Source organism: Kitasatospora sp. NPDC056446, from assembly GCF_042796115.1.
GTDB lineage: Bacteria > Actinomycetota > Actinomycetes > Streptomycetales > Streptomycetaceae > Kitasatospora.
Genome location: NZ_JBHTRF010000074.1, coordinates 18,586 through 44,395, shown reverse-complemented (window position 1 = coordinate 44,395; position 25,810 = coordinate 18,586). Strand labels below are relative to the sequence as shown.

The following is a 25,810-nucleotide window of genomic DNA, read 5'->3' as shown; positions in this document are numbered from 1 at the left end:
GCCGGTTCCCCCCCCCCCCCCGCCCCCCCGGCGCGCCCCCGTTCCGTGGGGGGCGGCCCCCCCCCACCCCCGCCCCCCCCCCCCACCGCCACTCCCCGTGGCGAGCACCCGGGCGTTCGCGCGACCCGACAAAACGCCTGTTTCTGGATCTAAGCACATGAATCCCGCTATTTTCCCGACGCGCCGCCGACATGCCCGGACGGCCCCCGCGAACGCCGTAGACAGGACTCCCCAACCCCTCGCCCGTCTCCGGGAGTCCCGCATGACCATCGCCCCCGCCAAGCTCTCCGACCCGGCCGTGCGCGCCTTCGTCACCGCGATCAACGCGGGCGACCGCGAGGCCTTCGTCGCCGCCCTCACCCCGGACGCGACCATGTCCGACGACGGCTCCGACCGCGACGTCGCCGAGTGGATCGACAAGGAGATCTTCAGCGTCCACGGCCGGATGAACGTCGACACCGAGTCGCACGACGGCCACGCGCTGGTCGCCGAGTTCACCAACGACACCTGGGGCACGATGCGGACCGCCTGGCGGTTCACCGTCGACGGCAAGCGGATCAGCCGCTTCGATACCGGCCAGGCGTAGAGCCCACCGGCGGAGAGCCCGCCCCGCGTAGGGCCCACCCGGCGCGGGGCCCGCCCGGCGCGGGGCCCACCCGGCGCGGGGCCGCCCGGCGCAGGGCCCGCCCCGAGCACCCCGACCGGCTCAGGAGAGCCCCAGGCACCCCCGCACCGCGCGGATCAGGTTCCGCGAGCGGACGTCCCCGGTGACCCCCGGCTGCATGCCGTTGGTGACGTACCCGAACCCCAGCCCCAGCTCCGGGTCGGCGAAGCCCAGCGAGCCGCCCCGGCCCGGGTGCCCGAAACTCGCCGGGGAGGCCATCGGCGCGGTCGCGCCGTGCCGCCAGAAGCCCAGGCCGAAGGTCGAGTTGACGATCAGCACCCGGTCCGGGCCGTCCACCGCCGGGCCGACCGCGCGGGTCAGCACCTCGGCCCCGAGCAGCGGCGGCAGCAGCGCGCCGGAGCCGTCCGGGCGGTCGGCCGCGCCGATCAGCCCCGCGTAGAAGCGGGCCAGCGAGCGGGCGGTCCCGATGCCGCCGGCGCCGGGGATCTCGGCGGCCTGCACCGCCGGGTCGTTGAGGTCCACCCCGGGCCGGACCGAGGCGAAGGCCCGGGCGGTCAGCGAGGCCGGGTCCTGGTAGGCGTCCCGGACGGACTGCTTGGGCCGCAGCCGCAGCCCGCTCGGGCCGGTCCGGGCCGCCTCGGGGGCGGGCAGGTCGACCAGTTTCCCGACCCGGGGCGCGGCCCCGGCCGGCAGCCCGATCCACAGGTCCAGCCCGAGCGGCCGGGCGATCTCCTCGGCGAAGTACTGTCCGACCGTCCGGCCGCTGACCCGCCGCACCACCTCGCCGACCAGCCAGCCGAAGGTGTACGGGTGGTAGCCGTGCGCCGTGCCGGGCTCCCAGGCGGGCGCCTGCGCGGCCACGGCCGCCGCCGCCCGCTCCCAGGTGAGCACGTCCTCGAGCCGCAGCGGCACGTCCAGCGCGGGCACCCCGGCCTGGTGCGAGAGCAGCCAGCGGACCGGCACCCCGCCCTTGCCCGCCGCCGCGAACTCCGGCCAGTACGAGGCCACCGGCGCGTCCAGGTCCAGCAGGCCGCGCTCGGCGAGCAGCAGCGCGGCGGTCGCGGTCAGGCCCTTGGTGACCGAGCGCAGCACCTGCGCGGTGTCGGCCGTCCACGGCACCGCGGGCGCGGGCCGTCCGCCGACCTCGGGCCGGGCGTCGCCACCCCACAGGTCGACCACCTTGCGGCCGCGCACGTACAGCGCGAAGGCCGCGCCGAGTTCGCCGAACTCGGCGAAGTTCCGCGCGAAGGCCGCCCGTACGGGCTCGAACCCCTCGGTCGCCTCGCCCCAGATCTCCACCACCGCGTGCCGCCTTCAGCCGTTCCGACCGTCATCGTCCGCCCGCGTTCGACGGATCGCGGGAACGCGTTCGAACCGGGCCCCGAAACCCTAACCTGTCAGTCATGACCAACCCTGCCGAAGAACTGCTGGACGTCGTCGACGAGCACGACCGGGTGATCGGAACCGCCCTGCGCGGCGAGGTCTACCGGCGCGGCCTGACCCACCGCTGCGTCTTCATCATGGTCCGCGACCCTGCCGGCCGGATCTTCGTCCACCGCCGCACCGACACCAAGCTGTTCTCCCCCGGCGCGTACGACATGTTCGTCGGCGGCGTCGTCGGCTCCGGCGAGACCTACGCCGAGGCCGCCGTGCGCGAGGCCGAGGAGGAACTCGGCGTGACCGGCATCGTCCCCCGCCCGATGTTCAAGTTCCTCTTCCGGGAGCCCGACGGCGGCCCGCTCAACTGGTGGTGCGACATGTACGAGGCCGAGTGGGACGGCCCGGTCGACCCGCAGGAGTCCGAGGTCGCCTGGCACGCCTGGCTCACCCCCGAGGAGCTCGCCGACCGCCTCGCCCGCGACACCTTCGTCCCCGACGGCGTCGAGGCCTACCGCCGCTACCTGGACTTCCGGGCCGCATAGGCCCCCGGACGGCCGCCGGATAGGCTGACGCGCATGGCCTCCCGCACGCCGTCCCCGACGGCCGACCGCGCAGCACGGACCCCCGCACCCGACCGGGCCGCAGCGGGCGCGCGGCCCCGCCGGCGGCTGAGCGTGGACGAACGGCGGGAGCAGCTGATCGCCGTGGCGCTGGAGCTGTTCAGCCGACGCCCGCCGGAGGAGGTGTCGATCGACGACATCGCCGCCGCCGCGGGCGCCTCCCGGCCGCTCGTCTACCACTACTTCCCCGGCAAGCAGGCGCTGTACGAGGAGTCCCTGCGGCGCGCCGGCCGGGAACTGTCGGCCCGCTTCGAGGAGCCCATGGAAGGGCCGCTGTCGGAGCGGCTGTACCGGGTGATGGGCCGCTACCTGGACTTCGTGCAGAGCCACGGGCCGGGCTTCGCGGCCCTGCTGCGGGGTGGTTCGGTCGCGGCCAGCGCGGGCACCTCGGCGGTGATCGACGAGGTGCGCCGGGCCGCGCAGGAGCAGATCCTGGCCCACCTGTCGGTGCCCTCGCCCAGCACCGGGCTGCGGCTGACCGTCCGCGCCTGGATCGCCAACGCCGAGATCACCTCGCTGGAGTGGCTCGGCGAACGCTCGCTGCCGCTGGAGGAGTTGCAGCTGCACCTGGTGCAGGAGTTCGTCGCGGCGCTCACCCTCACCGCCGCCCGCGAACCGGCGCTCGCCGCCGAACTGGCCTCGTTCTTCGCCGACGAGCGTCCGGAGGGCCCGACCGGGCGCCTGGTCCGGGACCTCGCCGGGCTGTTCGCCGTCCCGGGGATCCTCGACGCGGTCACCGGGCTCGCCGCCGCGGCTCCGGGCGGGCCGACCGCCGGGGACGGCGGGGCTGCCGGAGGTGGCGCGACCGGTGGGACCAGTGAGACTGGTGGGGCCGGTGGGACGGGTGGGACCACAGCCGGGTGACCGGACCACGGCGGCCGGCCCGGTGCCGGGAGTGCCCGTCCGGGTGATCATCGGGTCATCCTGCGGTTCGGTCAGGACGGTGGCCTCTGATAGGAATGGGCGGGGATCTGACGGCACGCCGCCGAGGCGGGTCCGGTCCCGTCCGAACCACCGACGGCAGACGGAGCAGAGCGGGGGGCTCACCAGTTGACCCAGGACGTCCAGTTCAGTGCGGAGGCCAACCCCTTCGCGGCAGCCGAGCAGGTCTGCGCGACCCTCGGCACGCTCACCGACGCCCTCTTCGACGAGCACACCTCGCGCCACCCGGCGGCCTCGCTGGGCGCGCTGCGGACGGCCGGACTCCCCGCCGCCGAGGCGCTGTTCGGCCTGCCGCTGGCCCCCAACGGCCCGGTGCACGCCGCCCTCGACCGGCTCGGCACGGTCCTCACCGCCGGCACCGCCCGCCCCGGCACCGGCGCGCGGATCGCCGACCGGGTGATCGACGCGCTCCAGACCCGCTACGGCGGCGGAGCGGTACGCGGAGCCATCGCCGACCGGGGCACCACCTCGGCCGCGCTGTTCCAGCTGCCGGTCACCGGCGAGTTCGCGGACGCCAAGCTGCGCCCGCCGTTCGCCCCGGCGCTGGCCGCGCTGGCGGCGGGACAGCAGACCCGGCACCCGGTCGAACTGCCCACCGGCGCGGGCGCCGAGGTCCGGCTGGTCGTCCCGCCCGGCTTCCACCCGCTGACCTCCCCCGGCGGGCCCCCCGGGGTCTCCGCCCGTACCGTTCCCGCGCGGCCCGCCGACACGGAGTCGGCCGACGGGGCCGCCCCCGCCACCGTGGCGGCCGCCGCGGAACTGACCGGGCACCTCGCGGAGGTCGCCGAGGAACTGTTCAGCGCCACCGGCCCCGAGCCGCGCCGCGACTTCGCGGTGGTCTCCGCCACCCTGGCCGACCTGATCCACGAGGCGGGCGTCGTGTACGCGGGCGTCTGCGCCCTGGAACTCGACGGACGCACCTCGGACGCCGCCCTCGTCGTCTCGCTCGCCCGGCACCCGCTGCCGATCACCTCGCTCGCCACCGAACTGGCCACCGTCCGGCGGCACGCCGAGGTGTGGACGGTCCTGCTGCCGGCCGGCCCGGCCGCCGTCCTGGTCGAGGGACGGACCGTCCCGGTGCCCGGACCGCTGGCCTCCGACGGACAGCGGCGCTGGGTGGTCACCTCGGCCGTCCAGGCCTTCGTCCCGCTGCCGGACGGCGGGACGGTGCTGTGCGCCCAGCTGTCCACGGCGCGGCAGGAGGACTGGGAGCTGTACACCGAGGCGTTCGCGGAACTGCTGAAGAGCATCCAGTTCGGCTGGGACGGCGAGTCGGCCACGGCCGCCGCGGCCCCCGCTGCCGCGCCGGCTGCCGCCCCTGCTCCTACTGCTGCCCCCACTCCTGTCACGGCTCCGGCTCCTGTCACGGCCCCGGCCGGGGAGGAGCGGGCGGCGGAGCCGGAGGAGTTGCCGGTGCACCTGCCTGGCACGCCCGTCCGTGTACCGCCCGCCGACTTCAGCCCCTTCGCCCCGGCCTCCGGGCCGGCGGGCGACGGCGCCGAGCCCGCGCCGGCCGACCGGCCCAAGGGCACGCCGGTCACGGTTCCGCCCCCGGACTTCGACCCCTTCGCCCCGGACACCCTCCCGGGCCCGTCCGACGACGCGCCCGCCGCACGGTCCGCCGGAGCGCCCCCGGCCGCCGACCCGTTCGGCACGACGGTCGCGGCCGAGCAGAAGAGCGACCCGTTCGGCACCACCCTCGCCTCGCAGGGCCCGGCCGTCCCGCCGCCGCCCTCGACTCCGCCGGTCATCCCGGCGCAGGCCGGTCCCGCCGCGCCCACCGCGACGGCGGACGGGGAGGCGGCTCCCCGCAAGGGCACGCCGGTGATGGTCCCGCCGCCGGACTTCGACCCCTTCGCCATGACGGACCTCCCGTCCGAACCGATGGCGGAGCCCGAGCCGAACGCCGACGAGGACGCGGACGCCAAGCCGCAGCACCGCCCGTTCGGCTGAGCCGGGGCGGCGGGGCTGCGTCCAGGCGCGGGCGCGGGCGCAGCAACACGAACAAGTAACAGCTGACAGATTTCAGATTTCGTTCGCTGAAATCTGAAATCTGTCAGCTGTCTTCTGTTACATGTCACCGGTCAGCTGTCGGCTGTCAGCCGCCGTGCCCCAGGCCCGCCGTGCCGCCCGGAGGGAGCCCGGCCTCCGCCACCGCCCATCACCCGGCCATCGAAGCGTCAACGACCAAGCGCGGGGCCCGGGTTCACCGGCACCCCAGCCCCGGCCTCAGGCCGCGCGCCGAGCCAGGTGCACCACGTCCGGCACCCCCCGGGACACCGGGATCTCGTGCGTCACCACGTCCGAGAAGCCCGCCGCCCGCAGCGCGTCCTCGAAGGCCGTCGACGGCTGCGCGCTCCACACCGCGAGTACCCCGCCCGGCAGCAGCCGGTGCCAGAGCACCGCGAGCCCGTCGGCGCCGTACAGCCCGTTGTTGGAGTCGGTGACGGTCCAGTCCGGCCCGTTGTCGATGTCCAGGCACAGCGCGTCATAGCGCTCGCCGTCCGCCGCCGCGAGGTACTCCAGCAGGTCGGTGTGGAGCACCGCGACCCGGTCGTCCTCCAGCGCGCCGTCCGAGAAGGCGCCGAGCGGGCCGTTCCGGTGCCAGTCGATGATCGCGGTCTCCCGCTCGACGATGGCGATCCGGCCCCAGCGCGGTTCGGCTGCCGCGTACGCGAGCGAGAAGCCGACCCCGAGGCCGCCGATCAGTACGGCCGGCCGCTCGACCCGGCCGCCCGTGCGGTCCAACTCGTCCAGCGCCGCCTGGATCAGCAGTCGCTCCGAGCGCCCGTCGGCGGTGTCCATCAGGAAGCAGCCGTTGGCGATGATCTCGAAGTCGCGACCGCGCTGCCGCAGCACCACCTCGCCGTACGGGCCCTCCCGTCGGTCGAGCGTGACGACGGCCTCGGGGCCGTCCCGTTCGGGCAGTGCGGTGGTCATCCGTGCTCCTCGGCGGACTCAGACGGGCTCGGGCGGGTTCGGACTCGACCCGGACACACCCCGGGCGGAAACCCGGGCAGCACCCGGGCGGACCCGGGCGGACCTGGGTGAACTCGGCTGCGGGATCGCCCTGCTACGGCCCCGGACCGCACCGGCCCGGTCGCGGGACCGTACCGGTGCGGACGAGTACCCGCCCGACAATAGCCGAGTCCGCACCCGCGCCCGTCAGGTCGTGATCAGCACCCCCGCGTAGGACACACCCGCGACGACCACCCAGGAGCCGAGCCCGAGCAGGGCGATCCGCCCACCGGTCCGGAGCATGGTCGGCAGGTGCACGGCGCTGCCGAGGCCGAACAGCGCGGCGGCGAGCAGCAGTTCCTGGGCGTCCCCGGCCAGTCCGAGCGCCCGCTCGGGCAGCACCCCGGTGGTCCGCAGGACGATCATCGCGAGGAACCCCGCCACGAAAAGCGGCACGATCGGCGGACGGCTGGCGGCCTTCGCCGACGTCCCGGCAGCCCCCTGCGTCGCCTCCGCAGCCACAGCCACCGCCACACCCGCACCCGCACCGGAGCCCGCAGCCGCAGAACCAGCCCCCACGCCCGCACCCGCACCCGCACCCGCACCGGAACCGGAGCCAGCCCCCGCACCCACCGCCCGCGCCGCCCGCAGGTTCCGCCGCACCATGACGGCCACCCCCGCGACCAGCGGCGCCAGCAGCACCACCCGCATCAGCTTGACCAGGACCGCCTCCCGCAGCGCCCCCGCCCCGCTGCCCTGCGCGGTGGCGACGACCTGGCCGACGTCGTGCACACTCGCGCCGACCCAGCGCCCGAACTCCACCTCGCCGAGCCCGAGCGGGTGCTGCAGCAGCGGCAGGACGGCGATCGCCAACGTCCCGCACAGGGTGACCAGGGCCACCGAGGCCGCGACGTCCTCCTCCTCGCTGCCCGCCGCCTGGCTGACCGCGCCGATCGCCGAGGCGCCGCAGATCGAGTACCCGGTGGCGACCAGCAGCGGCTGGTCCCCCGGCAGGCCGAGCCGCCGGCCCAGCCAGAGCGTGCCCGCGAAGGTGGCCGCGACCACCGCGAGGACCATGGCGACGGTGGCCCAGCCGAGGCCCAGCACGTCACCCAGGCTGAGCTTGAGCCCGAGCAGGACGATCCCGAGCCGCATCAGCCGCTTCCCGGCCGTGGACAGCCCCGGTCTGGCGACTCCGCGGACGACGGGCCGCAGCCCGGGCAGGTGGGCCGCCGCCATGCCGAGCAGGACGGCGGCGGTGAGCTTGGGGACGGCCGGTACGGCCGCGTGGACGGCGATCGCGGCGGCCACCCCGAGGGCCGCGAGCAGCAGCCCGGGGGCGTCGCCGCCCATCGGGGGCAGCGAGCGGGTGCGGGTGGTGCGCTGCCGGAGAGTCAGTGCCACGCCGCGCTCACTGCTGCTGGTCGGCGGGCAGCCGGTAGACGCGCCGGATGCTGGTGCCGAGGCGGGAGACGTCCGCGCCGTAGACGTGGATGGAAATGGCCGTGGTGTTGCAGGAGTTGCGTACCAGGTGGATGTCGCCGGGCGGGGCGAAGGCGGCGACGGTGCCGGCCGGGCCGGCCACGTGCTCGGTCTCGACCAGCCGGGCGGTGCGGCCGTCGGAGACCAGCCGGTAGCGGGTCTCGCTCTCCTGGCCTCGGTGGACGCCGGCCACGCACCACGAGACGTGGTCGTGGATCGGGGTCTGCTGTCCGGGCAGCCAGACCAGGGCGACGACGGAGAAGCTTCCGTCCTCCTCGGCGTGCAGGACGTGCTGGCGGTAGCGCTGCGGGTCGCCCTCGCGCTGGGCGGGGGTGAGCAGCGCGTCGGGCCCGTCGGGGTCGGCGTGCAGGTGCGGGGCGAGGCGCTCCCCGACGAGGTAGGCGGTCAGTTCCGGAGGCAGTCCGCGGTCGACGACGGCGCGGATCTCACTGACCAGCGCGGTCATCCGCTCGGTGAGTCGGTCGCTGCCGACCGTGGCTGAGGGTGTCATGCCAGCAGGTTCGGACCTACCGACCTATCACGTCCAAGGAGGGTTCGTAAGCAATACCCCTACCCAGCCTTATGGGTCAGCACCCGACCCGGCTCGCCGCCGCCTGCCGCAGATGGTCCAGCACCAGCCCGGTGGCCGGGATCCGCCGGTGCTCGCGCAGCACGTACGCGCTCACCTGCCGCCGCAGGTGCGGCTCGACGGCCCGCCCGGTGACCTTGCGGTGGCACATGAAGGAGAGCACCAGCGCGGGCATCAGGGCTATGCCGACCCCGGCGGCGACGAGGGACTGCACGGCGAGGTTGTCGTCCGTGGAGAACACGATGTCGGGCGCGAAGCCCTCCTCCGCGCACACGTGCAGCAGGTTGGCCCGACAGCGCGGGCAGCCGGCGATCCAGCGCTCGCCGCCGAGGTCGGAGAGCCGTACGGCGTGCCGTCGCCCGAGCGGGTGGCCGACCGGGAGCAGCACCGTGAGCAGGTCCTCCATCAGCGGGATCTCGTCCAGGCCGTCCGGCACCTCGGTGGCCCCGCCCGGGTAGCGGAAGGCCAGCGCGATGTCGCACTCCCCGCGCAGCAGCCGCTGGACGGAGTCGGGCGGCTCGGCCTCCAGCAGTTCGACCCGCACGCCGGGGTGCTCGGCCAGCAGTCGGGCCATCGCCTCGGGTATCAGGGTGGCGTTGGCGCTGGGGAAGGCGCAGACCCGGACCCGTCCGGCGCGCAGCCGGGCGAGCGCGGCGAGCTGCTGCTGGGCGGCGGACATGCTGCCGAGGATCACCTCGGCGTGCCGGGAGAGCGCCTCGCCCGCCTCGGTGAGCCGCAGCCCGCGCCCGGCGCGGGTGAACAGCGGGACGCCGACGGTGCGTTCGAGGGCCTTCATCTGCTGCGTGATGGCGGGCTGGGTGTAGCCGAGCTCCCGGGCCGCGGCCGAGTAGGAGCCGGCTCGGACGACCTCGTGGAACGTCCTGATGTGCCGCGAGTCGAACACCGGCTCCATGGCCCTCCCGCCCGGGGTCGTCGTCCGGACCGTCCTGTCGGTCCCGTACAGCCCCGCAATCATAAGAGGAATTTGGAGGTATTGGCCCCGACCCCACCCGCACCTTTGATTCAGTCCCGACCCAGGCTGCTCACTGCTGCGCCGAGGGCGGCAGTCCCATCGCCACCCCGGCCTTGACCACCGGCGCTCCGCCCCGCGTGCTCGGGCTGCGCCGGCTGCGCTTCTCGACGAACCGGGCCAGCCAGGAGAGCAGCAGGCACATGCCGATGTAGATCGGCGCGATCACGATCACCACGGGGATGAACGGCAGGTCGTAGTCCAGGTTGGTGGCGATCAGCTTGCCCGCGTGCAGGAACTCCTCGAAGGTGATCAGGAAGCCCAGCGAGGTGTCCTTGAGCGCGACGACCAGCTGGCTGATGATGGCCGGCAGCATCGCCCGGTTGGCCTGCGGCACCAGGACGTACGTCATGACCTGCGTCTTGCGCAGGCCGAGCGCGTAGGCCGCCTCCCGCTGCCCCTTGGGCACCGCGAGCACGCCGGCCCGGAACACCTCCGCCAGGACCGAGCCGTTGTAGAGCACCAGTCCGGCCACCAGCGCCCACAGCGGCTGCACCTTGAGGGCGACGAACACGAAGAAGATCATCACCAGCACCGGCATGGCCCGGAAGAACTCCACCACCAGCGTGGAGAACCAGCGCACCACCCGGTGGTCGGACAGCCGCCCGGCCGCGAACAGCGCGCCGAACGGCAGCGCGAACAGCGCCGTCCAGCCGAAGGCCTGGAGGGTGTTGCCCAGCCCGCGCAGCAGCAGGTCCTGCACCCCCCGGTACTCGAAGGGCTCCCACTTGGCGTAGGTGAACTGGTGGGTGTGGAACATCATGTAGACGACCCAGCCGATCAGCGCCGCGATCAGCACCAGCGCGATCCCGCCGTACAGCCGGTGCCGGGCCAGCGCCTTCGGGCCGGGGATGTCGTACAGCGCCGAGGATTCAACGGTCATCGGGACACCGCCACTCGTCGTTCCAGCAGGTTGAAGACGGCGCTGATGGCCAGGGTGATGATCAGGTAGCCGACGGCGATCCAGACGAAGGTCCAGATGATGCTGTAGCCCAGCTCGTTGATGGTCCGGTAGGTGCCCAGCAGTTCGGTGACGCTGAACGAACCGGCGATCGCCGTGTTCTTCGCCAGCGCGATCATCACACTGCCGAGCGGCGCCACCACCGAGCGGTACGCCTGCGGCAGCACCACCACGCCCATCGTCTGCCCGAAGCTCATCCCCAGGCTGCGGGCCGCCTCACCCTGCCCGGGCGGCACGGTGTTGATGCCCGAGCGCATCGCCTCGCAGACGAACGCCGAGGTGTAGCAGCCGAGCGCGAGCACCGCGAAGGTGTAGAAGGGCAGCGTGATGTCGAACCGGGGCAGGCCCAGCACCACGATGAAGAACAGCAGGGTCAGCGGTGTGTTGCGCAGCAGCGTCACCCACACCGTCCCGAACACCCGCAGCGGCCGGACCGGCGAGACCCGGAAGCCCGCGATCAGCACCCCCAGCACCAGGGACAGCACGGCGCTCACCGCGAAGAGCGAGAGCGTGCCGAGGAAGCCGTCCCAGTAGGTCGACCAGTTGTCGGTCAGCGTTTTCACGGCGCGGCCCTCTCAGTACCGGTCGATCGGCGGCGGGGTGGGCGCGGTTTCCCCGGACAGGCCGAGGGTCGCGTCGAAGGCCTTCTTCCAGTCGCCGTTCTGCTCGTGGTGCGCCAGCGCGTCGTCCAGCGCCAGGCGCAGCACGGTGTCGTTCTTCGGTACGCCGATCCCGTACGGCTCGGCCGAGAACAGCGGGCCGACCACCTTGAGCTCGTCCGGCACCTTGGCCGCGTAGCCGAGCAGGATCGCGTTGTCCGTGGTGACGGCGTCGACCTGGCCGGTGATCAGGTTGTCCACGCAGGCCGAGTAGGTGTCGTAGCCGATCAGGTGCGCCTTGGGGTACTGCGACTGGATGCGCTGGTACGGCGTCGAGCCGGCCGCCGAGCAGACCTTCTTGCCGTCCAGGTCCTGCGGGCCGTGGATGGTGTTGTCGTTCTTGCGCACCAGCAGCGACTGCCCGGCGATGAAGTACGGCCCGGCGAAGCCGACCAGCTTCTTCCGGTTGTCGTTGATGGTGTACGTGCCGACGTAGTAGTCCACCTGGCCGTTCTGCAGCGCGGTCTCGCGGTTGGCCGAGGCGATGGTCTTGAACTGGATCTTCTCCGGCGGGAAGCCGAGCGAGGCGCCGAGCATCTTGGCGATCTCGATGTCGAAGCCGGAGTACTCCCCGGTGGCCGGGTTCTTCTGGCCCAGGTAGGGCTGGTCCTCCTTGGCACCGACCACCAGGTGACCCCGGCTTCGGGCGGCGTCCAGGGTCGGCGAGCCGGTGATCGAGGAGGCGTCCTGCACCTGGTAGCTGGGCAGTGCGCTGGGCTGCGGGCCCTTGGGCGGCGGGGTGCCGGCCTTGCCGCAGCCGGCCGCCAGCGCGGTGAGCAGCAGGGCGGCGGCGACGAGCGCCCGCTTGCGCGCCCCCGCGCCGGGCCGGCCGGACCGGGCGCCGGGCGTCCCGGCCCGCTCGACGGGTTTCCGCGCCCGGGCACCGGGCGTCGTCCTACGGTTCACGGCGCCACCTCAGTGCTTCAGGATCTTGGACAGGAAGTCCCGGGCGCGCTCGCTCTCGGGGGCGCTGAAGAAGTCCTCCGGGGAGCGGTCCTCGACGATCCTGCCGTCCGCCATGAACACCACCCGGTTCGCGGAGGCCCGGGCGAAGCCCATCTCGTGGGTGACCACGACCATCGTCATGCCCTCGTGCGCGAGCTGGCGCATGACGTCCAGCACCTCGTTGATCATCTCGGGGTCGAGCGCCGAGGTCGGCTCGTCGAACAGCAGCGCCTTGGGATCCATCGCCAGCGCGCGGGCGATCGCCACCCGCTGCTGCTGTCCGCCGGAGAGCTGGGCCGGGTACTTGTCGGCCTGCGAGGCGAGACCGACCCGTTCCAGCAGCGCACGGGACTTGGCGTCGGCCTCGGCCTTGGACCGGCCGCGCACCTTGACCTGTGCGAGCGACACGTTCTGCAGCACGGTCTTGTGCGCGAACAGGTTGAAGGACTGGAACACCATGCCGACCTCGGCCCGCAGCCGGGCGAGCCCCTTGCCCTCCGCGGGCAGCGGCTCGCCGTCGATCAGGATGGTGCCGTTCTCGATCGGCTCCAGCCGGTTGATCGCCCGGCAGAGCGTGGACTTGCCGGATCCGGACGGGCCGATCACCACGACGACCTCGCCGCGGCCCACCGTCAGTTCGACGTCCTGGAGGACGTGCAGGTCCCCGAAGTGCTTGTTGACCCCGCGCATCTCGATCAGCGGGGTGAAGGCCGGTGTGCCGCCCGCGGCCGGCCCGGGAGGCGTGGTCACCGGTTGCGCCGCCCCTTCAGCAGCCAGCCGAGCGCGGCGCCGGCGATCAGCGTGGCCAGCAGCGCGATCCAGAGCGGCGCGGTGACGGTGAACACCCAGAACTGGATCTTCACCTTGTCGAGGTTGGCGAACAGGAACCACACGGCGAGGATGACGATGACGCCGATCCCGATGTAGCGCGTGGGGATCCCGCCGATCTCACCGCGCGGGGCGCGGGACGAGCCGTCCGAAGTCTTGGTCACCGGAGCAGTCTGCGGGCCGGACGGCCGTTTTGCCCGGTTACGCGCCCTTCCGGGCCAGGGAGTAACCCGCACGGGGCAATCCGACCCCGTGCGGGTTTACCGATCTACCTTCCGGCGCTCACCCGGGCCGCGGCGCCCGGGGGCCGGCCGCCGCTACCGTTCGTCCCGCCAGGAGCGCCAGAGCGCCGCGTACGGGCCGTCGGCCGCGACCAGCTGCGGGTGGCTGCCGTACTCGCTGATCCGCCCGCCCTCGACCACCGCGATCACGTCCGCGTCGTGCGCGGTGTGCAGCCGGTGCGCGATGGCGATGACCGTCCGGCCCTCCAGCACCCGGGAGAGCGAGCGTTCCAGGTGCCGGGCGGCGCGCGGGTCCAGCAGCGAGGTGGCCTCGTCCAGCACCAGGGTGTGCGGGTCGGCCAGCACCAGCCTGGCCAGGGCCAGTTGCTGGGCCTGCGGCGGGGTCAGCGAGGCCCCGCCGGAGCCGACCTCGGTGTCCAGCCCGTCCGGCAGGGCATCCACCCAGGCGCCGGCGTCCACCGCGTCCAGCGCGGCCCGCAGCGCGGTGTCGTCGGCGGCGGGCGCGGCCAGCCGCAGGTTGTCCCGCAGGGTGCCGACGAAGACGTGGTGCTCCTGGTTCACCAGCGCCACCTCCGCGCGCACCCGCTCGGCCGGCATCCGCGAGAGCGCCGCCCCGCCGAGGGTCACGCTGCCGCGCCCGGGGGCGTAGATCCCGGCCAGCAGCCGCCCCAGCGTGGACTTGCCCGCCCCGGACGGGCCGACCAGCGCGACCCGGCTGCCCGGGGCGACGTCCAGGCTGATCCCGTGCAGGACGTCCGTGCCCTCGCGGTAGCCGAACCGGACGTCGGTGGCCTCCACCCGGCGGCCGTCCGGCCGGGCGGACTCGTCCTCCTCGTGCTCCGGCACCTCGCGCACGCCGACCAGCCGGGCCAGCGAGGCCTGCCCGATCTGCAGCTCGTCGTACCACCGCAGGATCAGGTCCACCGGACCGGTCAGCATCTGCGCGTACAGCACGCCGGTGGTCAACTGGCCGACGGTGATCCAGCCCTTGAGCGTGAACAGCCCGCCCAGCACCAGGGTCGCGAGCACCGCCGCCGTGTACACCGCGTCGATGGTCGGGAACCAGACCGAACGCAGCCACAGGGTGTAGCGCTCCCAGGCCAGCCACTCGCGCAGCTTGCGGTCGGTCAGCTCGATCCGCCGCTCGCCCAGGCGCAGCGCCTCGACCGTCCGCCCGGCGTCCACCGTCTCGGCCAGGACGGTGTTCACGGCGGCGTACCCGGCCGACTCGTTGCGGTAGGACTGCGGCGCGCGCCGGAAGTACCAGCGGGAGGTGGCCAGCAGCAGCGGCAGTCCGACCAGCGAGGTCAGTGCGAGCAGTGGCGAGGTGACCAGCAGGGCGCCGAGCACCAGCAGCAACGACACGACGGCGACGGCGAGTTCGGGCACCGCCTCGCGCACCGACTTGTCCAGCCGGTCGACGTCGGTGGTGCCCCGGGAGACCAGGTCCCCGGTGCCGGCCCGCTCCAGCACGCCGGTCGGCAGGGCGACCGAGCGGATCAGGAAGTCCTCGCGCAGGTCGGCCAGCACCCGCTCGCCGAGCACCGCGCCGCGCATCCGCGACCAGCCGGTGAACGCGGACTGCGCCACGAGCGCCGCCAGGTACCAGGCGACCGCGACCGTGATGGTGGCCGCGGCGGTGCCGGTGGCCAGCGACTCGACCAGCCGGCCGAGCATCCAGGGCCCGATCAGCCCGGCCAGGGTGGCCACCGAGTGCAGCGCCACCACCCCCGAGAATCCGGCCCGGTGCCGCCGCGCGAGCAGCAGCAGGTACCCGCGCACGGCTGCCGGGGAGCCGACCGGCAGGGTGGTGGCCGGCCCCTGTTCCTCATGGACGGGGGGCTTCATGACGTACTCCTCGCTCGTGTGGCACGACAGTCGGCGGACCGGTTCGGGGCGCTGTTCACACGGCCTCACCCACCGGCTGGGCGGCCTCCTCCTCGCGGGTGACCACGGCCCGGTAGGCCGGATCGGTCCGCATCAGCTCGCGGTGCCGCCCGACCGCGGCCACCCGGCCGCCCCGCAGCAGCACGACCCGGTCCGCCTGGTCCAGCAGCAGCGGGCTGGTCGCGAACACCACCGTGGTGCGGCCCGTCCGGACGTCCCGCAGTCCGGTGGCGATCCTGGACTCGGTGTGCGCGTCCACCGCGCTGGTGGGCTCGTCCAGCACCAGGACCGGCGGGTCCGCCAGCAGCGCCCGGGCCAGCGCGAGCCGCTGGCGCTGCCCGCCGGACAGCGAGCGCCCCCGCTCGGTGATCCGGGCCCGCATCGGGTCTCCGGCGCACTCCGGCGAGCCGTCCACCAGCGCCTCCAGGACGTCGTCCGACCGGGCGGCCGCCAGTGCGGCCCCGACAGGGACCCGGCCCGAGCACGGGATGTCGAACAGCTCGGCCAGCGTGCCGGAGAGCAGCACCGGCTCCTTGTCGTGGACCAGTACGGCCGCCCTGGCCTCGGCCGGCGGCACGGCGTCCAGCTCCGTCCCGCCGAGCCGTACGGAGGGCCGCGGCTCTTCGCCCTCGGCGAGCGGGACGTGGCCGCCGAGCCGCTCGGCGAGTGCCCCGGCGAAGTCCGGGTCCCCGCAGACCACCGCGGTCAGCTCGCCGGCCCGCACGGTCAGCCCGCTCTCCGGGTCGTACAGGTCGGACTTGGCCGGCTCGGCGAGCGAGGCCCCGGCCGCACGGTCGGTCCGGCCGAGCGACAGGACCCGGACGGCCCGCCCGGCGGAGACCCGGGCGACGCTCCAGGCGTGCGCCGCCTCGCCCAGGATCCGCAGCGGCGCCGCCAGGAAGGCGGTCGCGCCGTACACCGCGATCAGGGTGCCGACGGAGATCTCGCCGGAGGCCGCCAGCCGGGCGCCGTACCAGGTGACGCCGACCACGAACAGGCCCGGCAGCAACACCTGTTGGGCCTGCATCAGCGACCAGAGCCGGGCCGAGCGGACGGCGGCGGCCCGGACCTTCTGGGAGGCTTCCCGGTACCGCTCCAGGAACAGTTCCTCGCCGCCGATGCCGCGCAGCACCCGCAGCCCCGCGACCGTGTCGGCGGCCAGCTCGGTGGCCTTGCCGCCGAGTTCGCGCTGCTTCTCGTAGCGCCGCTCGAACGGCCCGATCAGCGGCCAGACGGAGGCCGCCAGCACCGGGACGCCGAGCAGCACCCCGATGCCCAGCACCGGCTCGACCACCAGCACCACCGAGCTGACGGCCAGCCAGACCACCACCGCGGCCCGGACCCGGGCGACGAGCTCCACGTACCAGCCGATCCGCTCGACGTCCCCGCTGCCGACGGCGACGACCTCGCCGGTGGCGATCCGGCGGGACAGCCCGGCCCCGAGGTGCGAGGCCTGCCGGGACACCGACTGCTTCACCTGGCAGGCGGCGTGGATCCAGTTCCAGATCGCCTGCCGGTGCGCCAGCACGGTGCCCAGCGCGGCGCAGGCGGCGAGCAGCAGGGCGAGCCCGCCGGCCCGCCAGATGCCGCCCGCGTCGCCGTCGACGGCCGCCTGCACGCCCGCCCCGAGCGGTATCGGCAGGGCGGCCTGGCCCCCCATTTCGAGCAGCGTCCAGCAGGTGGCGAGCAGCTGCCCACGCCGCTGGCTGCGCTGCAGCCAACGCAGGAAGGCCAGGGGTGAGGAGAGGTCGGGACTGCCGGGGTCGGCCAGCGGCAGGGGGGTCAGCGGCATGACACTCCGATGCGAACGGTGCGAACGGTGCGGGCGTACGGGGGAACCGGGGAACGGGCGGAACGGCGCGGCGGCCCGGCCCGTGCGGGAGCCCGAGCCCGCGGACGGCAGGATCCGGGCGACGGGCGGCAAGCGACGGACGAGGGACCCGCGGCGCGGCGTCGCGGCGTCGAAGCGTCCGGCGGGAGCGCCGGACGGGCGTGGGAAGGGCACGAAGGGCCCTGATGTCAGGAGGCCATGTCCGCGAGCCTGCCAACCCCGCTGTGACCCACGCAACAGGTTTTCCGCCGTCGCCGGGGTCCGCCCGCGCGGCCCCTCTCCCCCCACCCGCCACCGCGGCCCCACCGGCGGGCTTCCGGCCCGGCCGCGCGCCCGCCCGGCCCCGCTCCGCGCCCGCCGCGCCCCGGACAAGGCCCGGCAAATCTTCACCCAAGATTCGCCCGTTTGGCGGGAACAATCACGTTCCGGTGCCAGTTGCCCCCCACTGGAAAGACATACGACCAGGAGGGCACCCCGTCCCGTGAGCAACATCCCCAGCGTCACCCTCAACGACGGCGCACAGATCCCGCAGCTCGGCTTCGGCGTGTGGCAGGTCCCGGACGGCGAGGCCACCGCCGCCGTCAGCTCCGCCATCGCCGCGGGCTACCGCTCCATCGACACCGCGGCCATCTACGAGAACGAGGCCGGCACCGGCGCGGCGATCGCCTCGGCCCTGGTCGGCGGCGTCGCCCGCGAGGACCTCTACATCACCACCAAGCTGTGGAACTCGGGCACCCGCGACTGGTCCGGCGAGCAGGGCCGTGACGCGGTGCTGCGCGAGTTCGACGCCTCGCTGGCCAAGCTCGGCCTCGACTACCTCGACCTGTACCTGATCCACTGGCCGCGCCCGATGCACGGCAGCTACCTCAACGTGTGGAAGGCCCTGGAGCAGCTGAAGGCGGACGGCCGGGTCAAGTCGATCGGCGTCTCCAACTTCGGCACCGAGCAGCTGACCCACCTGCTCGACGAGGCCTCGGTCGTCCCGGTGCTGAACCAGGTCGAGCTGCACCCGTACTTCCCGCAGGAGGAGCTCCGCGCCTTCCACGCCCAGCACGGCATCGCCACCGAGGCGTGGAGCCCGCTGGGCCAGGGCGGCGAGCTGCTCGCCGAGCCGGCCCTGCTGAAGGTCGCCGAGAAGCACGGCCGCACCGTCGCCCAGGTGGTGCTGCGCTGGCACCTGCAGAGCGGTGTGATCGCGATCCCGAAGTCGGTCACCCCGTCCCGGATCCGGGAGAACCTGGACGTCGCCGGCTTCGAGCTGGACGCCGAGGACCTCGCGGCGGTCGCGACCGTCGCCACCGGCAAGCGCATCGGCCCGGACCCGCAGGGCTTCGACTGGAACTGATCCGGGCCCTGGGCCGCACGGCCGGCCCCGACCGCCGCGACGGGCCCTGACGGGCCCCCGGCCGCCGGTCGCACCGAGGACCGCCCACCCCGTCGGGGGCGGGCGGTCCTCGGTGTGCGCGATTCGCGGCACCAACGGGCAAGCACCCTCGGTACGTTGGCGAATCGTTTTGGCTGTTGTTACTGAGGCTTGGCCTAAAGCCTGGCCGCCTTGCCGATGAGCGCGAGTGCAGCCTCGTGCTCGACGACCTCCAGCGGAGCCAGCAACAGCCGCTGGACCTCGGCCACTCCGGCGGCCGAACGGTGCAGCAGGTCCTGTCCCGCCGGTGAGAGCGAGAGCAGGTTGCGCCGTCCGTCCGAGGGGTCGCGCCGACGCTGCACCAGACCGCGGCGCACCAGCCGGCTCACCATCTCGGCCATCGTGGCCTTGTCCAGCGAGGCCAGCTCGCCGACCGTGCGCTGGTCGGCGCCCGGCTCCAGTTCCAGCGCGTCCAGCACCGCGTACTGCGGGGCCGTCAGCTCCGAACCGACGTGCTCCGACCAGAGCTTGGTGTGCACCTGCTGGCTCACCCTGATCAGGTAACCGATCGCCCGCTGGGCGTCCAGTATCGGCCGCGCGTCCGTGAAGACGGCGACCGCGGCGGGTTCCAGCCTGGCTATCTTGGCCATCACCCGGACGATCTCGACCTGCTCCTCCGCACTGAGCGGCTCGAACAGGACTCGCTGCACGCGGACCACACCACCGGTGGCCTCGCGCACCGCCTGGGCGCCGCTCTGCGAGAGAGCCAGCAGCTTGCGCCGGCCGTCGGCCGGGTCGCGCCTGCGCAGCACGAGGCCGCGGCGGACCAGCCGCGCGACCATCTCCGCCATCGTGGCCTTGTCCAGCGAGGCTCTCTCGCCGACCGTCCGTTGGTCCGCGCCCGGTTCGAGGGCGAGGACGAGCAGCACGGCGAACTGCGGAGCCGTGAGATCGGCTCCGACGTGCTCGGACCACAGACGGGTGTGAACCTGCTGTGCAACGCGAATCAGGTGCCCGGGCGACTGCTGCAGTCGCGCGGACACGCGGGTTGTCGGGATCTCCCCCAGCACCATGTATCCGTCCCGATGTCACACCCGGTGTGTGTGGGACACCCGGGTGGGGCAGTAACGGCGAGTGGGCGTCCAGCTATGAGGGAGGGCGCTCCAGCCGTGCAGCCGGTGGCTGCTGGCGGACACTATACAAACGGCGGGCCCTTGCTGGCAGGCAGGGGCGGATAGTAGACGCAGGTTCGGCAACATTGGCATATTTACGCGCTGCCACACCCTTGCAGTAACCCGTTCTCAGCAGAAAGCCGACCGGTCGGTCCTTACCGACCGTCACCTGCGCCTCTCCGCCCTGGTAGCCCTCCCTACTCGCCGGTAGGGTGTGCCCACCCTCTCCGGGGGCTCTCCCCCGGAGGCAACCCCCCGAGAGAGACGAGAGCGCGCATGACCGAGCAGAACACCGCGCCCCGGGTCGCCGTCGTCACCGGCGCCGCCCGCGGCCTGGGCGCCGCCACCGCCGTCCGCCTGGCCGCCGACGGCTACGCGGTCGCCGTCCTGGACCTGGACGAGGCGGCAGGCAAGGACACCGTCGACCGGATCACCGCGGCCGGCGGCCGGGCCCTGGCCGTCGGCGCCGACGTCTCGGACGCCGAGCAGGTCCAGGCCGCCGTCGACCGGGTGGCCGCCGAGCTCGGCGCCCCCGTCGTGCTGGTCAACAACGCGGGCGTACTCCGCGACAACCTGCTCTTCAAGATGTCCGAGTCCGACTGGGACACGGTCATGAACGTTCACCTCCGCGGCGCCTTCCTGATGACCCGCGCGGTGCAGAAGCACATGGTCGACGCCGGTTTCGGCCGCATCGTCAACCTGTCGTCCTCCTCGGCCCAGGGCAACCGCGGCCAGGCCAACTACTCGACCGCCAAGGCGGGCCTCCAGGGCTTCACCAAGACTTTGGCCATCGAGCTGGGCAAGTTCGGCATCACCGCCAACGCCGTCGCCCCCGGCTTCATCGCGACGGACATGACGGCGGCCACCGCGGCCCGAGTCGGCATGGACTTCGAAGACTTCAAGCGGGCCGCGGCCTCGCAGATCCCGGTCCAGCGGGTCGGTCAGCCTGAGGACGTCGCCCACACCATCTCGTTCCTGGCGAGCGAGGGCGCCGGCTTCGTGTCCGGCCAGGTCGTCTACGTCGCGGGCGGCCCCCTCGACTGAGCACGGAACCTACACAGGGTTACCACGGAGTGGGAAGCCGGGCCGACCGGCCTCCCGCTCCGTTTCCTTTACCGGGGCTTTTGGAGAATCATTCGAAGACCACACTGGTTTTCGATCCCGGATTAGTGGAAATCACTCCCCGAGCCACCCCCGGCCGACCTGATTGTCGATTTCCCGGGAAAATGACAATTACCACCGGAATAGCCCTGCCCGGATGGGTAAGGTCACTCCGTGCAATCCAGGATTACCTCCGCTTCCATTCCGCGACAGGGGCCCGAACACCGCACCGCCACCACCGGCCGGGGACGCCCCGGCAGCGCCCGCGGCCCCGTCGGCCCCACCCGCCGGGACCGGTACGCCCACCGGGACCGCCCCGACCGGCCCGGTCCCGACCACCGCGACCCCGGCTGGCCACCGATGAGCCGGCGGCAGGCCGCCCTGCTCGCCGCCACCCTGGCCGGCTACCTGCTGGTGCTGGCCGGCGTCCTGCTCAACACCGCCCTGGTCGACCTCGACTGGTCGGTCCGCCTGCTCCGCCCGTACGAGCGCTGGCCCCGGCTGGAGCCGCTGCTCGACACCTGGGTGGTCGCCGGACAACGCGGGCCCTCGGCGATCGCCGCCTTCGCCTGGCTCGCCTGGCGCGCCCACCGGCTCGACCGGATGCGTCCGCTGCTGGTCATGGGCATCGCGCTGCTGTTGCTCAACGTCACGGTCGGGGCGGTCAAGATCGTCACCGGCCGGCTCGGCCCGCACTACGCCCAGTACGTCGGTTCGCCCGAGCTGTTCTCCGGCGGCACCATCTTCCCGTCCGGCCACACCGCGAACGCGGTCGTGACCTGGGGCGTGCTCGCCTACCTCGCCGTCCGCTGGCGACGCACCGGCGCCGTGATCGCCGCCGCGACGGCCTGCTCGATCGGCCTGACCACGGTCTACCTGGGCACCCACTGGGTCACCGACGTCCTGGCCGGCTGGGCCGCCGGACTGCTCGTCCTGCTCTCGCTGCCGCTGTGGGAACCCCTGGTCGCCGCCGCCGAACAGCGGCTCCACCGCCGCTTCGCCCGCCGGCCCCTCCCCTACTGAGCCACCGCCGCTCCGGCCCCACCGGGCCATGGGCCACCGGGCAGCCCGGCCCGCCGAAGCGGCCCTACCCCTCCCAGCTCCGCTCGACCACACCGTCCCGCACCGCGAGGTTGAGCCGCCCCTGCCGGTACTCCATGGTCATCAGCTCCCCCGGCTCCAGCACCCGGACCGAGGCCCAGCCGTGCCGCCGGGCCAGTTCCCGGGCCCGCTCGACCCGCAACCCCGCGTACCCCTCGGCGTCGGCCCCCGCCGCACCCGGCCCCATCGCGTCCGATCCCGACATCGCGCCTCCCCCGGCTAGCCCCTCGGACGTACGCTGGAATCGTAGCCCGACCCGTGCGGTCCGGAGGTGAACGGCATGCGCACCACGACTCCGCGGCGGTGGCGAAGCGGCACCGAGCCGGCCACCGCCCGCAGCGACCTCAAGCTCCGCTATCTGCTCTCGCTCACGTTCACGCCGCTGTTCGTGCTGGCCACGGCGGGGTTCGCGGTCTGGGCGGCGGTCTCCCCCGTGGACGGTGCGCCCAGCCGGGGCACCCTCACCGGTTTCGCCGTCGCCTGCGGCCTGCTCTCCCTGTTCGCCGTCGTCGATCTCGTGGTGGTCGTCCGGCGCCGCCGGACCGAGCTCTGACGCGGTGTCTCCCACGGAGTGGGAAGTCGGCCCGGCCGACTTCCCACTCCCCGGTTCCCGCGCCTCCCGCGCTCAACGGCTGCCGCGCTCAATGACTGCAGCGCTCAATGGCTGCCGCGCTCAATGACTCCCGTACTCAATGGCTCCCGCGTTCAACGACTGCCGACCGCCTGCTTCACCAGCGTCCGCCCGAAGTCCCACATCAGCCCGCTCCCCCGGTGCGCCTCGTCCATGATGTCGGTGAAGGCGTCCATGAACCGGTCCACGTCCCGCTCGGTGATGATCAGCGGCGGAATCAGCTTGATCACCTCCAGATGGTCCCCGGACACCTGGGTCAGGATCCGGTGCCGCTGCAACAGCGGGACCACCACCATCTGGGCGAACAGCCCCTTGCGCGCGGCCTGCAACGCCGTCCACCCGGTGCGCAGCTTGAGCGACTTGGGGCGCCCGAACTCGATGCCGATCATCAGCCCGCGTCCGCGCACCTCGGCGAGCAGCTCGTACCGGTCGACGAGCGCCGTGAGCCGTTCGCGGAACTGGTCGCCGACCGTGCGGGCGTTCTCCACCACCTTCTCGTTCCGCATCACCTCCAGGGTCGCCAGCCCGGCCGCCATCGCCTGGGCGTTCGACCCGAAGCTGGCCGAGTGCACCAGCACCCGGTCCATCGAGGAGTACACCTTCTCGAAGATCCAGCCCTTGCCGAGCGTCGCGCCTACCGGGACGTACCCGCCGGAGAGCGCCTTGGCCGCGCAGACCAGGTCCGGCAGCACCCCGTCCTCGTGCTGGTAGGCGAAGAACTCGCCGGTGCGGCCGATCCCGGTCTGCACCTCGTCGCAGATCAGCAGCGCCCGGTGCTCGTGCAGCAGCGCCTGGGCGGCGCGCAGCCAGCCCGGCGGCGGTGCCTGGACGCCCTTGCCCTGGATCGGTTCGACGATCAGCGCCGCGACGTCGCCGCGCTTCAGCTCCTTCGCCAGCGCCCCGAGGTCGCCGAGCGGGATGGCGGTGTCGGGCAGCAGCGGGTCGAAGCCCTTGCGGAAGCCGTTCTCCCCGTTGACCGAGAGCGAGCCGGTGGTCAGCCCGTGGAAGGCGTGGTCGGCGTAGAGGATCCGCCGGCGCCCGGTGGCGTACCGGGCGAACTTGAGCGCGGTCTCCACCGCCTCGGTGCCGCTGTTGCCGAAGAACACCCGGTCGAGCCCGGGCGCGTGGGAGAGCAGCCGTTCGGCCAGCAGGCCGGGCAGCGGCGAGCAGTCGAAGCGGACCAGGTCCGGCAGGTCCAGGTCCATCACCTGGTGGATCGCCGAGCGGACCACCGGGTGGTGGCGGCCGAGCGCGAAGATGCCGAAGCCGGCCAGCATGTCGAGGTACTCGTTGCCCTCGGCGTCGTAGAAGTACGGCCCCTCGGCACGCTCGTAGTACTTGTCGAAGCCGATGGTGTGGAGCATCCGGGACAGCTGCGGGTTGAGGTACCGGCTGCTCAACTCGTAGCGTTCCCGCCCGCGTTCGGCGAGGAGCGCGGCGAGGTCGAAGGCGGGGCGGTCGGGTTCAGCCGGCATGGCGCGGGTTCGCTCCTCGGGTCGGCAGCAGGTTCTTGGCGAAGACGGCGGTCTGGGCGGCGACCCCGGTCCCGGAGAGCCCGGCCTCCTCCAGGATCTCCCCGCGCGAGGCGTGTCCGAGGAACTCCTGCGGCAGGCCGAGTACCCGGACCGGTACGTCCACGTCGGCGTCGCGCAGCGCCTGGGCGATCGCCGAACCGACCCCGCCGGTACGGCCGTTGTCCTCGACGGTGACCACCAGCCGGTGTGCGGCGGCGAGTCCGGGCAGCGCCGGGTCGACCGGTTTGACCCAGCGCGGGTCGACCACGGTCGCGGTGAACCCCTCGGCGAGCAGCAGCCGTGCGGCGTCCAGGCAGGCGGCGGCGGTGGTGCCGACGGCGACCAGCAGGATCTCGGCCGGGCGCCCGGTGCGCAGCAGCACGTCCACCCCGCCGATCCGCTCGACGGCCGGTACGGCGGGCCCGACGTTCCCCTTCGGGAAGCGCACGACCGTGGGCGCGTCCCCGACGTCGACGGCCTCGCGCAGTTGGAGCCGCAGCTGGTCGGCGTCGCGCGGGGCGGCGAGCCGCAGCCGCGGGACGACCTGGAGGATCGACATGTCCCACATGCCGTTGTGCGAGGCGCCGTCCGGCCCGGTCACCCCGGAGCGGTCGAGGACGAAGGTGACGCCGAGCCGGTGCAGGGCGACGTCCATCAGGACCTGGTCGAAGGCCCGGTTCAGGAACGTCGCGTACACCGCGACCACCGGGTGCAGCCCGCCGGTCGCCAGCCCCGCCGCGCTGGTGACGGCGTGCTGCTCGGCGATCCCGACGTCGAAGGTCCGTGCCGGGTACGCCTTGGCGAAGGGCGCCAGTCCGACCGGCTGGAGCATGGCCGCGGTGATCGCGACCAGGTCCGGCCGCTCGGCCCCGAGGGTGACCAGCTCGTCGCCGAACACCGAGGTCCAGGAGACGCCGCTGCTCGGCGAGATCGGCAGGCAGGTGTACGGGTCGATCGGGTTGACGGCGTGGAAGCGGTCGGCCTCGTCCTGCTCGGCGGGCCGGTAGCCGCGCCCCTTGACGGTCAGGCAGTGCACGATGACCGGCCCGCCGAAGTTGCGGGCCTGGCGCAGCGCCTGTTCGACCGCGCCAAGGTCGTGGCCGTCGATCGGCCCGAGGTACTTGAGGCCGAGGTCCTCGAACATGCCCTGCGGGGCGAAGGCGTCCTTGAACCCCTTCTTGGCGCCGTGCAGCGCGTCGAAGATCGGCTGGCCCACCAGCGGGGTGCGCTGCAGCGCCTCCTTGCCGAGGGCGAGGAACCGCTCGTAGCCCTGGGTGGTGCGCAGGGTGGCGAGGTGGTTGGCGAGGCCGCCGATGGTGCGGGCGTAGGAGCGCTCGTTGTCGTTGACGACGATGACCAGCGGCCGGTCGCGGGCCTCGGCGATGTTGTTGAGCGCCTCCCAGGCGAGTCCGCCGGTGAGCGCGCCGTCGCCGATCACGGCGACGGTGTGCCGGTCGTGCTGGCCGAGCAGCCGGGCGGCCTTGGCGAGGCCGTCGGCGTACGAGAGCGCGGTGGAGGCGTGCGAGTTCTCGACCAGGTCGTGCTCGGACTCGGCGCGCGAGGGGTAGCCGGAGAGCCCTCCGCGCATCCGCAGGCGGGTGAAGTCCTGGCGGCCGGTGAGGAGTTTGTGGACGTAGCTCTGGTGGCCGGTGTCGAAGACGATCCGGTCGTACGGCGAGTCGAAGACCCGGTGCAGCGCGATGGTGAGCTCCACCACGCCGAGGTTGGGCCCGAGGTGTCCGCCGGTCCGGGTGACGGCGTCGATCAGGAAGTCGCGGATCTCGTCGGCGAGCAGCGGGAGTTCGGCCGCCGGGAGCTTGCGCAGCTCGGCCGGCGACGTGACGCGGGAGAGCAGTGACATGGGTACACCTCACGACTCGGAGCGGTGCGGTGGTGCCTCCGCCCGGCGGGGCGGAGCCGGCCCGGGCACGGGGCCCGGGCCGTGGTGC

General features: G+C 73.5%; 24 protein-coding genes. 8 read left to right on the top strand and 16 right to left on the bottom strand.

Annotated features, from left to right (window positions below):
* The first annotated feature begins 262 nt into the window (after positions 1-262).
* Positions 263-586: a nuclear transport factor 2 family protein gene (locus ACFQ6N_RS32430; protein ID WP_380656911.1), complete on the top strand. Its 324-nt coding sequence runs from the start codon at positions 263-265 to the stop codon at positions 584-586.
* Between the two features lie 120 nt (positions 587-706).
* Here ACFQ6N_RS32430 and ACFQ6N_RS32425 read toward each other — a convergent pair whose 3' ends face one another.
* Positions 707-1,927 (bottom strand): serine hydrolase domain-containing protein, encoded by a 1,221-nt coding sequence (locus ACFQ6N_RS32425; RefSeq protein WP_380656908.1) that lies wholly within the window; start codon positions 1,925-1,927, stop codon positions 707-709.
* A gap of 101 nt (positions 1,928-2,028) precedes the next feature.
* Between ACFQ6N_RS32425 and ACFQ6N_RS32420 the strand changes: the two genes are divergently transcribed.
* The 3 genes from ACFQ6N_RS32420 to ACFQ6N_RS32410 all read left to right on the top strand — a co-directional run bounded on the left by ACFQ6N_RS32420 (position 2,029) and on the right by ACFQ6N_RS32410 (position 5,520).
* Positions 2,029-2,547 carry an NUDIX hydrolase gene (locus ACFQ6N_RS32420; RefSeq protein ID WP_380656906.1) on the top strand — a complete coding sequence of 173 codons (519 nt, stop codon included), beginning with the start codon at positions 2,029-2,031 and terminating at the stop codon, positions 2,545-2,547.
* 33 nt (positions 2,548-2,580) lie between these two features.
* Positions 2,581-3,489, top strand: coding sequence for a TetR/AcrR family transcriptional regulator (locus tag ACFQ6N_RS32415; RefSeq protein ID WP_380656903.1), 909 nt, complete (start codon positions 2,581-2,583; stop codon positions 3,487-3,489).
* Positions 3,490-3,675: 186 nt separating this feature from the next.
* A complete protein-coding gene (locus ACFQ6N_RS32410) occupies positions 3,676-5,520 on the top strand; it encodes a hypothetical protein (protein ID WP_380656901.1) in 1,845 nt (614 codons plus the stop codon).
* 276 nt (positions 5,521-5,796) lie between these two features.
* Here the strand turns inward: ACFQ6N_RS32410 and ACFQ6N_RS32405 are convergent, their stop codons facing one another.
* From ACFQ6N_RS32405 to ACFQ6N_RS32355, 11 genes are all read right to left on the bottom strand, one after another.
* On the bottom strand, positions 5,797-6,507 hold the full coding sequence (locus ACFQ6N_RS32405; protein WP_380656899.1) for a spermidine synthase: 711 nt from the start codon (positions 6,505-6,507) through the stop codon (positions 5,797-5,799).
* Positions 6,508-6,732: 225 nt separating this feature from the next.
* Positions 6,733-7,878, bottom strand: a complete 1,146-nt coding sequence (locus ACFQ6N_RS32400) for a YeiH family protein (RefSeq protein WP_380656930.1) — start codon at positions 7,876-7,878, stop codon at positions 6,733-6,735.
* A gap of 58 nt (positions 7,879-7,936) precedes the next feature.
* Complete coding sequence (locus ACFQ6N_RS32395) at positions 7,937-8,518, bottom strand: cysteine dioxygenase (protein ID WP_380656897.1); 582 nt, start codon at positions 8,516-8,518, stop codon at positions 7,937-7,939.
* Positions 8,519-8,594: 76 nt separating this feature from the next.
* Positions 8,595-9,500, bottom strand: coding sequence for a LysR family transcriptional regulator (locus ACFQ6N_RS32390; RefSeq protein ID WP_380656927.1), 906 nt, complete (start codon positions 9,498-9,500; stop codon positions 8,595-8,597).
* A 139-nt stretch (positions 9,501-9,639) separates the two neighbouring features.
* Complete coding sequence (locus ACFQ6N_RS32385; RefSeq protein WP_380656895.1) at positions 9,640-10,509, bottom strand: amino acid ABC transporter permease; 870 nt, start codon at positions 10,507-10,509, stop codon at positions 9,640-9,642.
* Entirely contained in the window at positions 10,506-11,150 is a 645-nt protein-coding gene (locus tag ACFQ6N_RS32380) for an amino acid ABC transporter permease (RefSeq protein ID WP_380656892.1), read from the bottom strand. Before ACFQ6N_RS32380 ends, ACFQ6N_RS32385 begins: the two co-directional genes overlap by 4 nt.
* 12 nt (positions 11,151-11,162) lie before the next feature.
* Entirely contained in the window at positions 11,163-12,029 is an 867-nt protein-coding gene (locus ACFQ6N_RS32375) for a glutamate ABC transporter substrate-binding protein (RefSeq protein WP_380656924.1), read from the bottom strand.
* A 132-nt stretch (positions 12,030-12,161) separates the two neighbouring features.
* The gene (locus ACFQ6N_RS32370; RefSeq protein WP_380656922.1) at positions 12,162-12,890 is read right to left on the bottom strand and encodes an amino acid ABC transporter ATP-binding protein; all 729 of its coding nucleotides are present in this window, start codon (positions 12,888-12,890) and stop codon (positions 12,162-12,164) included.
* Between the two features lie 47 nt (positions 12,891-12,937).
* Positions 12,938-13,183 carry a lipopolysaccharide assembly protein LapA domain-containing protein gene (locus ACFQ6N_RS32365; protein WP_380656889.1) on the bottom strand — a complete coding sequence of 82 codons (246 nt, stop codon included), beginning with the start codon at positions 13,181-13,183 and terminating at the stop codon, positions 12,938-12,940.
* Positions 13,184-13,336: 153 nt separating this feature from the next.
* Entirely contained in the window at positions 13,337-15,109 is a 1,773-nt protein-coding gene (locus ACFQ6N_RS32360; RefSeq protein WP_380656886.1) for an ABC transporter ATP-binding protein, read from the bottom strand.
* A gap of 55 nt (positions 15,110-15,164) precedes the next feature.
* Complete coding sequence (locus ACFQ6N_RS32355; protein WP_380656884.1) at positions 15,165-16,940, bottom strand: ABC transporter transmembrane domain-containing protein; 1,776 nt, start codon at positions 16,938-16,940, stop codon at positions 15,165-15,167.
* Between the two features lie 520 nt (positions 16,941-17,460).
* Between ACFQ6N_RS32355 and ACFQ6N_RS32350 the strand changes: the two genes are divergently transcribed.
* Complete coding sequence (locus ACFQ6N_RS32350) at positions 17,461-18,324, top strand: aldo/keto reductase (RefSeq protein WP_380656882.1); 864 nt, start codon at positions 17,461-17,463, stop codon at positions 18,322-18,324.
* A gap of 194 nt (positions 18,325-18,518) precedes the next feature.
* Here the strand turns inward: ACFQ6N_RS32350 and ACFQ6N_RS32345 are convergent, their stop codons facing one another.
* Positions 18,519-19,385 (bottom strand): MarR family winged helix-turn-helix transcriptional regulator, encoded by an 867-nt coding sequence (locus ACFQ6N_RS32345; RefSeq protein WP_380656879.1) that lies wholly within the window; start codon positions 19,383-19,385, stop codon positions 18,519-18,521.
* A 405-nt stretch (positions 19,386-19,790) separates the two neighbouring features.
* Between ACFQ6N_RS32345 and fabG the strand changes: the two genes are divergently transcribed.
* Together fabG and ACFQ6N_RS32335 are read left to right on the top strand one after the other, a co-directional pair.
* On the top strand, positions 19,791-20,558 hold the full coding sequence (fabG, locus tag ACFQ6N_RS32340) for a 3-oxoacyl-ACP reductase FabG (RefSeq protein ID WP_380656876.1): 768 nt from the start codon (positions 19,791-19,793) through the stop codon (positions 20,556-20,558).
* A 231-nt stretch (positions 20,559-20,789) separates the two neighbouring features.
* A complete protein-coding gene (locus ACFQ6N_RS32335) occupies positions 20,790-21,638 on the top strand; it encodes a phosphatase PAP2 family protein (protein WP_380656873.1) in 849 nt (282 codons plus the stop codon).
* A 64-nt stretch (positions 21,639-21,702) separates the two neighbouring features.
* Here ACFQ6N_RS32335 and ACFQ6N_RS32330 read toward each other — a convergent pair whose 3' ends face one another.
* Positions 21,703-21,921 carry an I78 family peptidase inhibitor gene (locus ACFQ6N_RS32330; RefSeq protein WP_380656870.1) on the bottom strand — a complete coding sequence of 73 codons (219 nt, stop codon included), beginning with the start codon at positions 21,919-21,921 and terminating at the stop codon, positions 21,703-21,705.
* A gap of 75 nt (positions 21,922-21,996) precedes the next feature.
* Here ACFQ6N_RS32330 and ACFQ6N_RS32325 point away from each other — a divergent pair, with 75 nt between their 5' ends.
* The gene (locus ACFQ6N_RS32325) at positions 21,997-22,269 is read left to right on the top strand and encodes a DUF6343 family protein (RefSeq protein ID WP_380656867.1); all 273 of its coding nucleotides are present in this window, start codon (positions 21,997-21,999) and stop codon (positions 22,267-22,269) included.
* A 152-nt stretch (positions 22,270-22,421) separates the two neighbouring features.
* On the opposite strand, the gene ACFQ6N_RS32320 is transcribed toward ACFQ6N_RS32325, so the two are convergent.
* Together ACFQ6N_RS32320 and dxs are read right to left on the bottom strand one after the other, a co-directional pair.
* A complete protein-coding gene (locus ACFQ6N_RS32320; RefSeq protein ID WP_380656865.1) occupies positions 22,422-23,822 on the bottom strand; it encodes an aspartate aminotransferase family protein in 1,401 nt (466 codons plus the stop codon).
* A complete protein-coding gene (dxs, locus tag ACFQ6N_RS32315; RefSeq protein ID WP_380656862.1) occupies positions 23,812-25,722 on the bottom strand; it encodes a 1-deoxy-D-xylulose-5-phosphate synthase in 1,911 nt (636 codons plus the stop codon). Before dxs ends, ACFQ6N_RS32320 begins: the two co-directional genes overlap by 11 nt.
* Positions 25,723-25,810 lie beyond the last annotated feature (88 nt).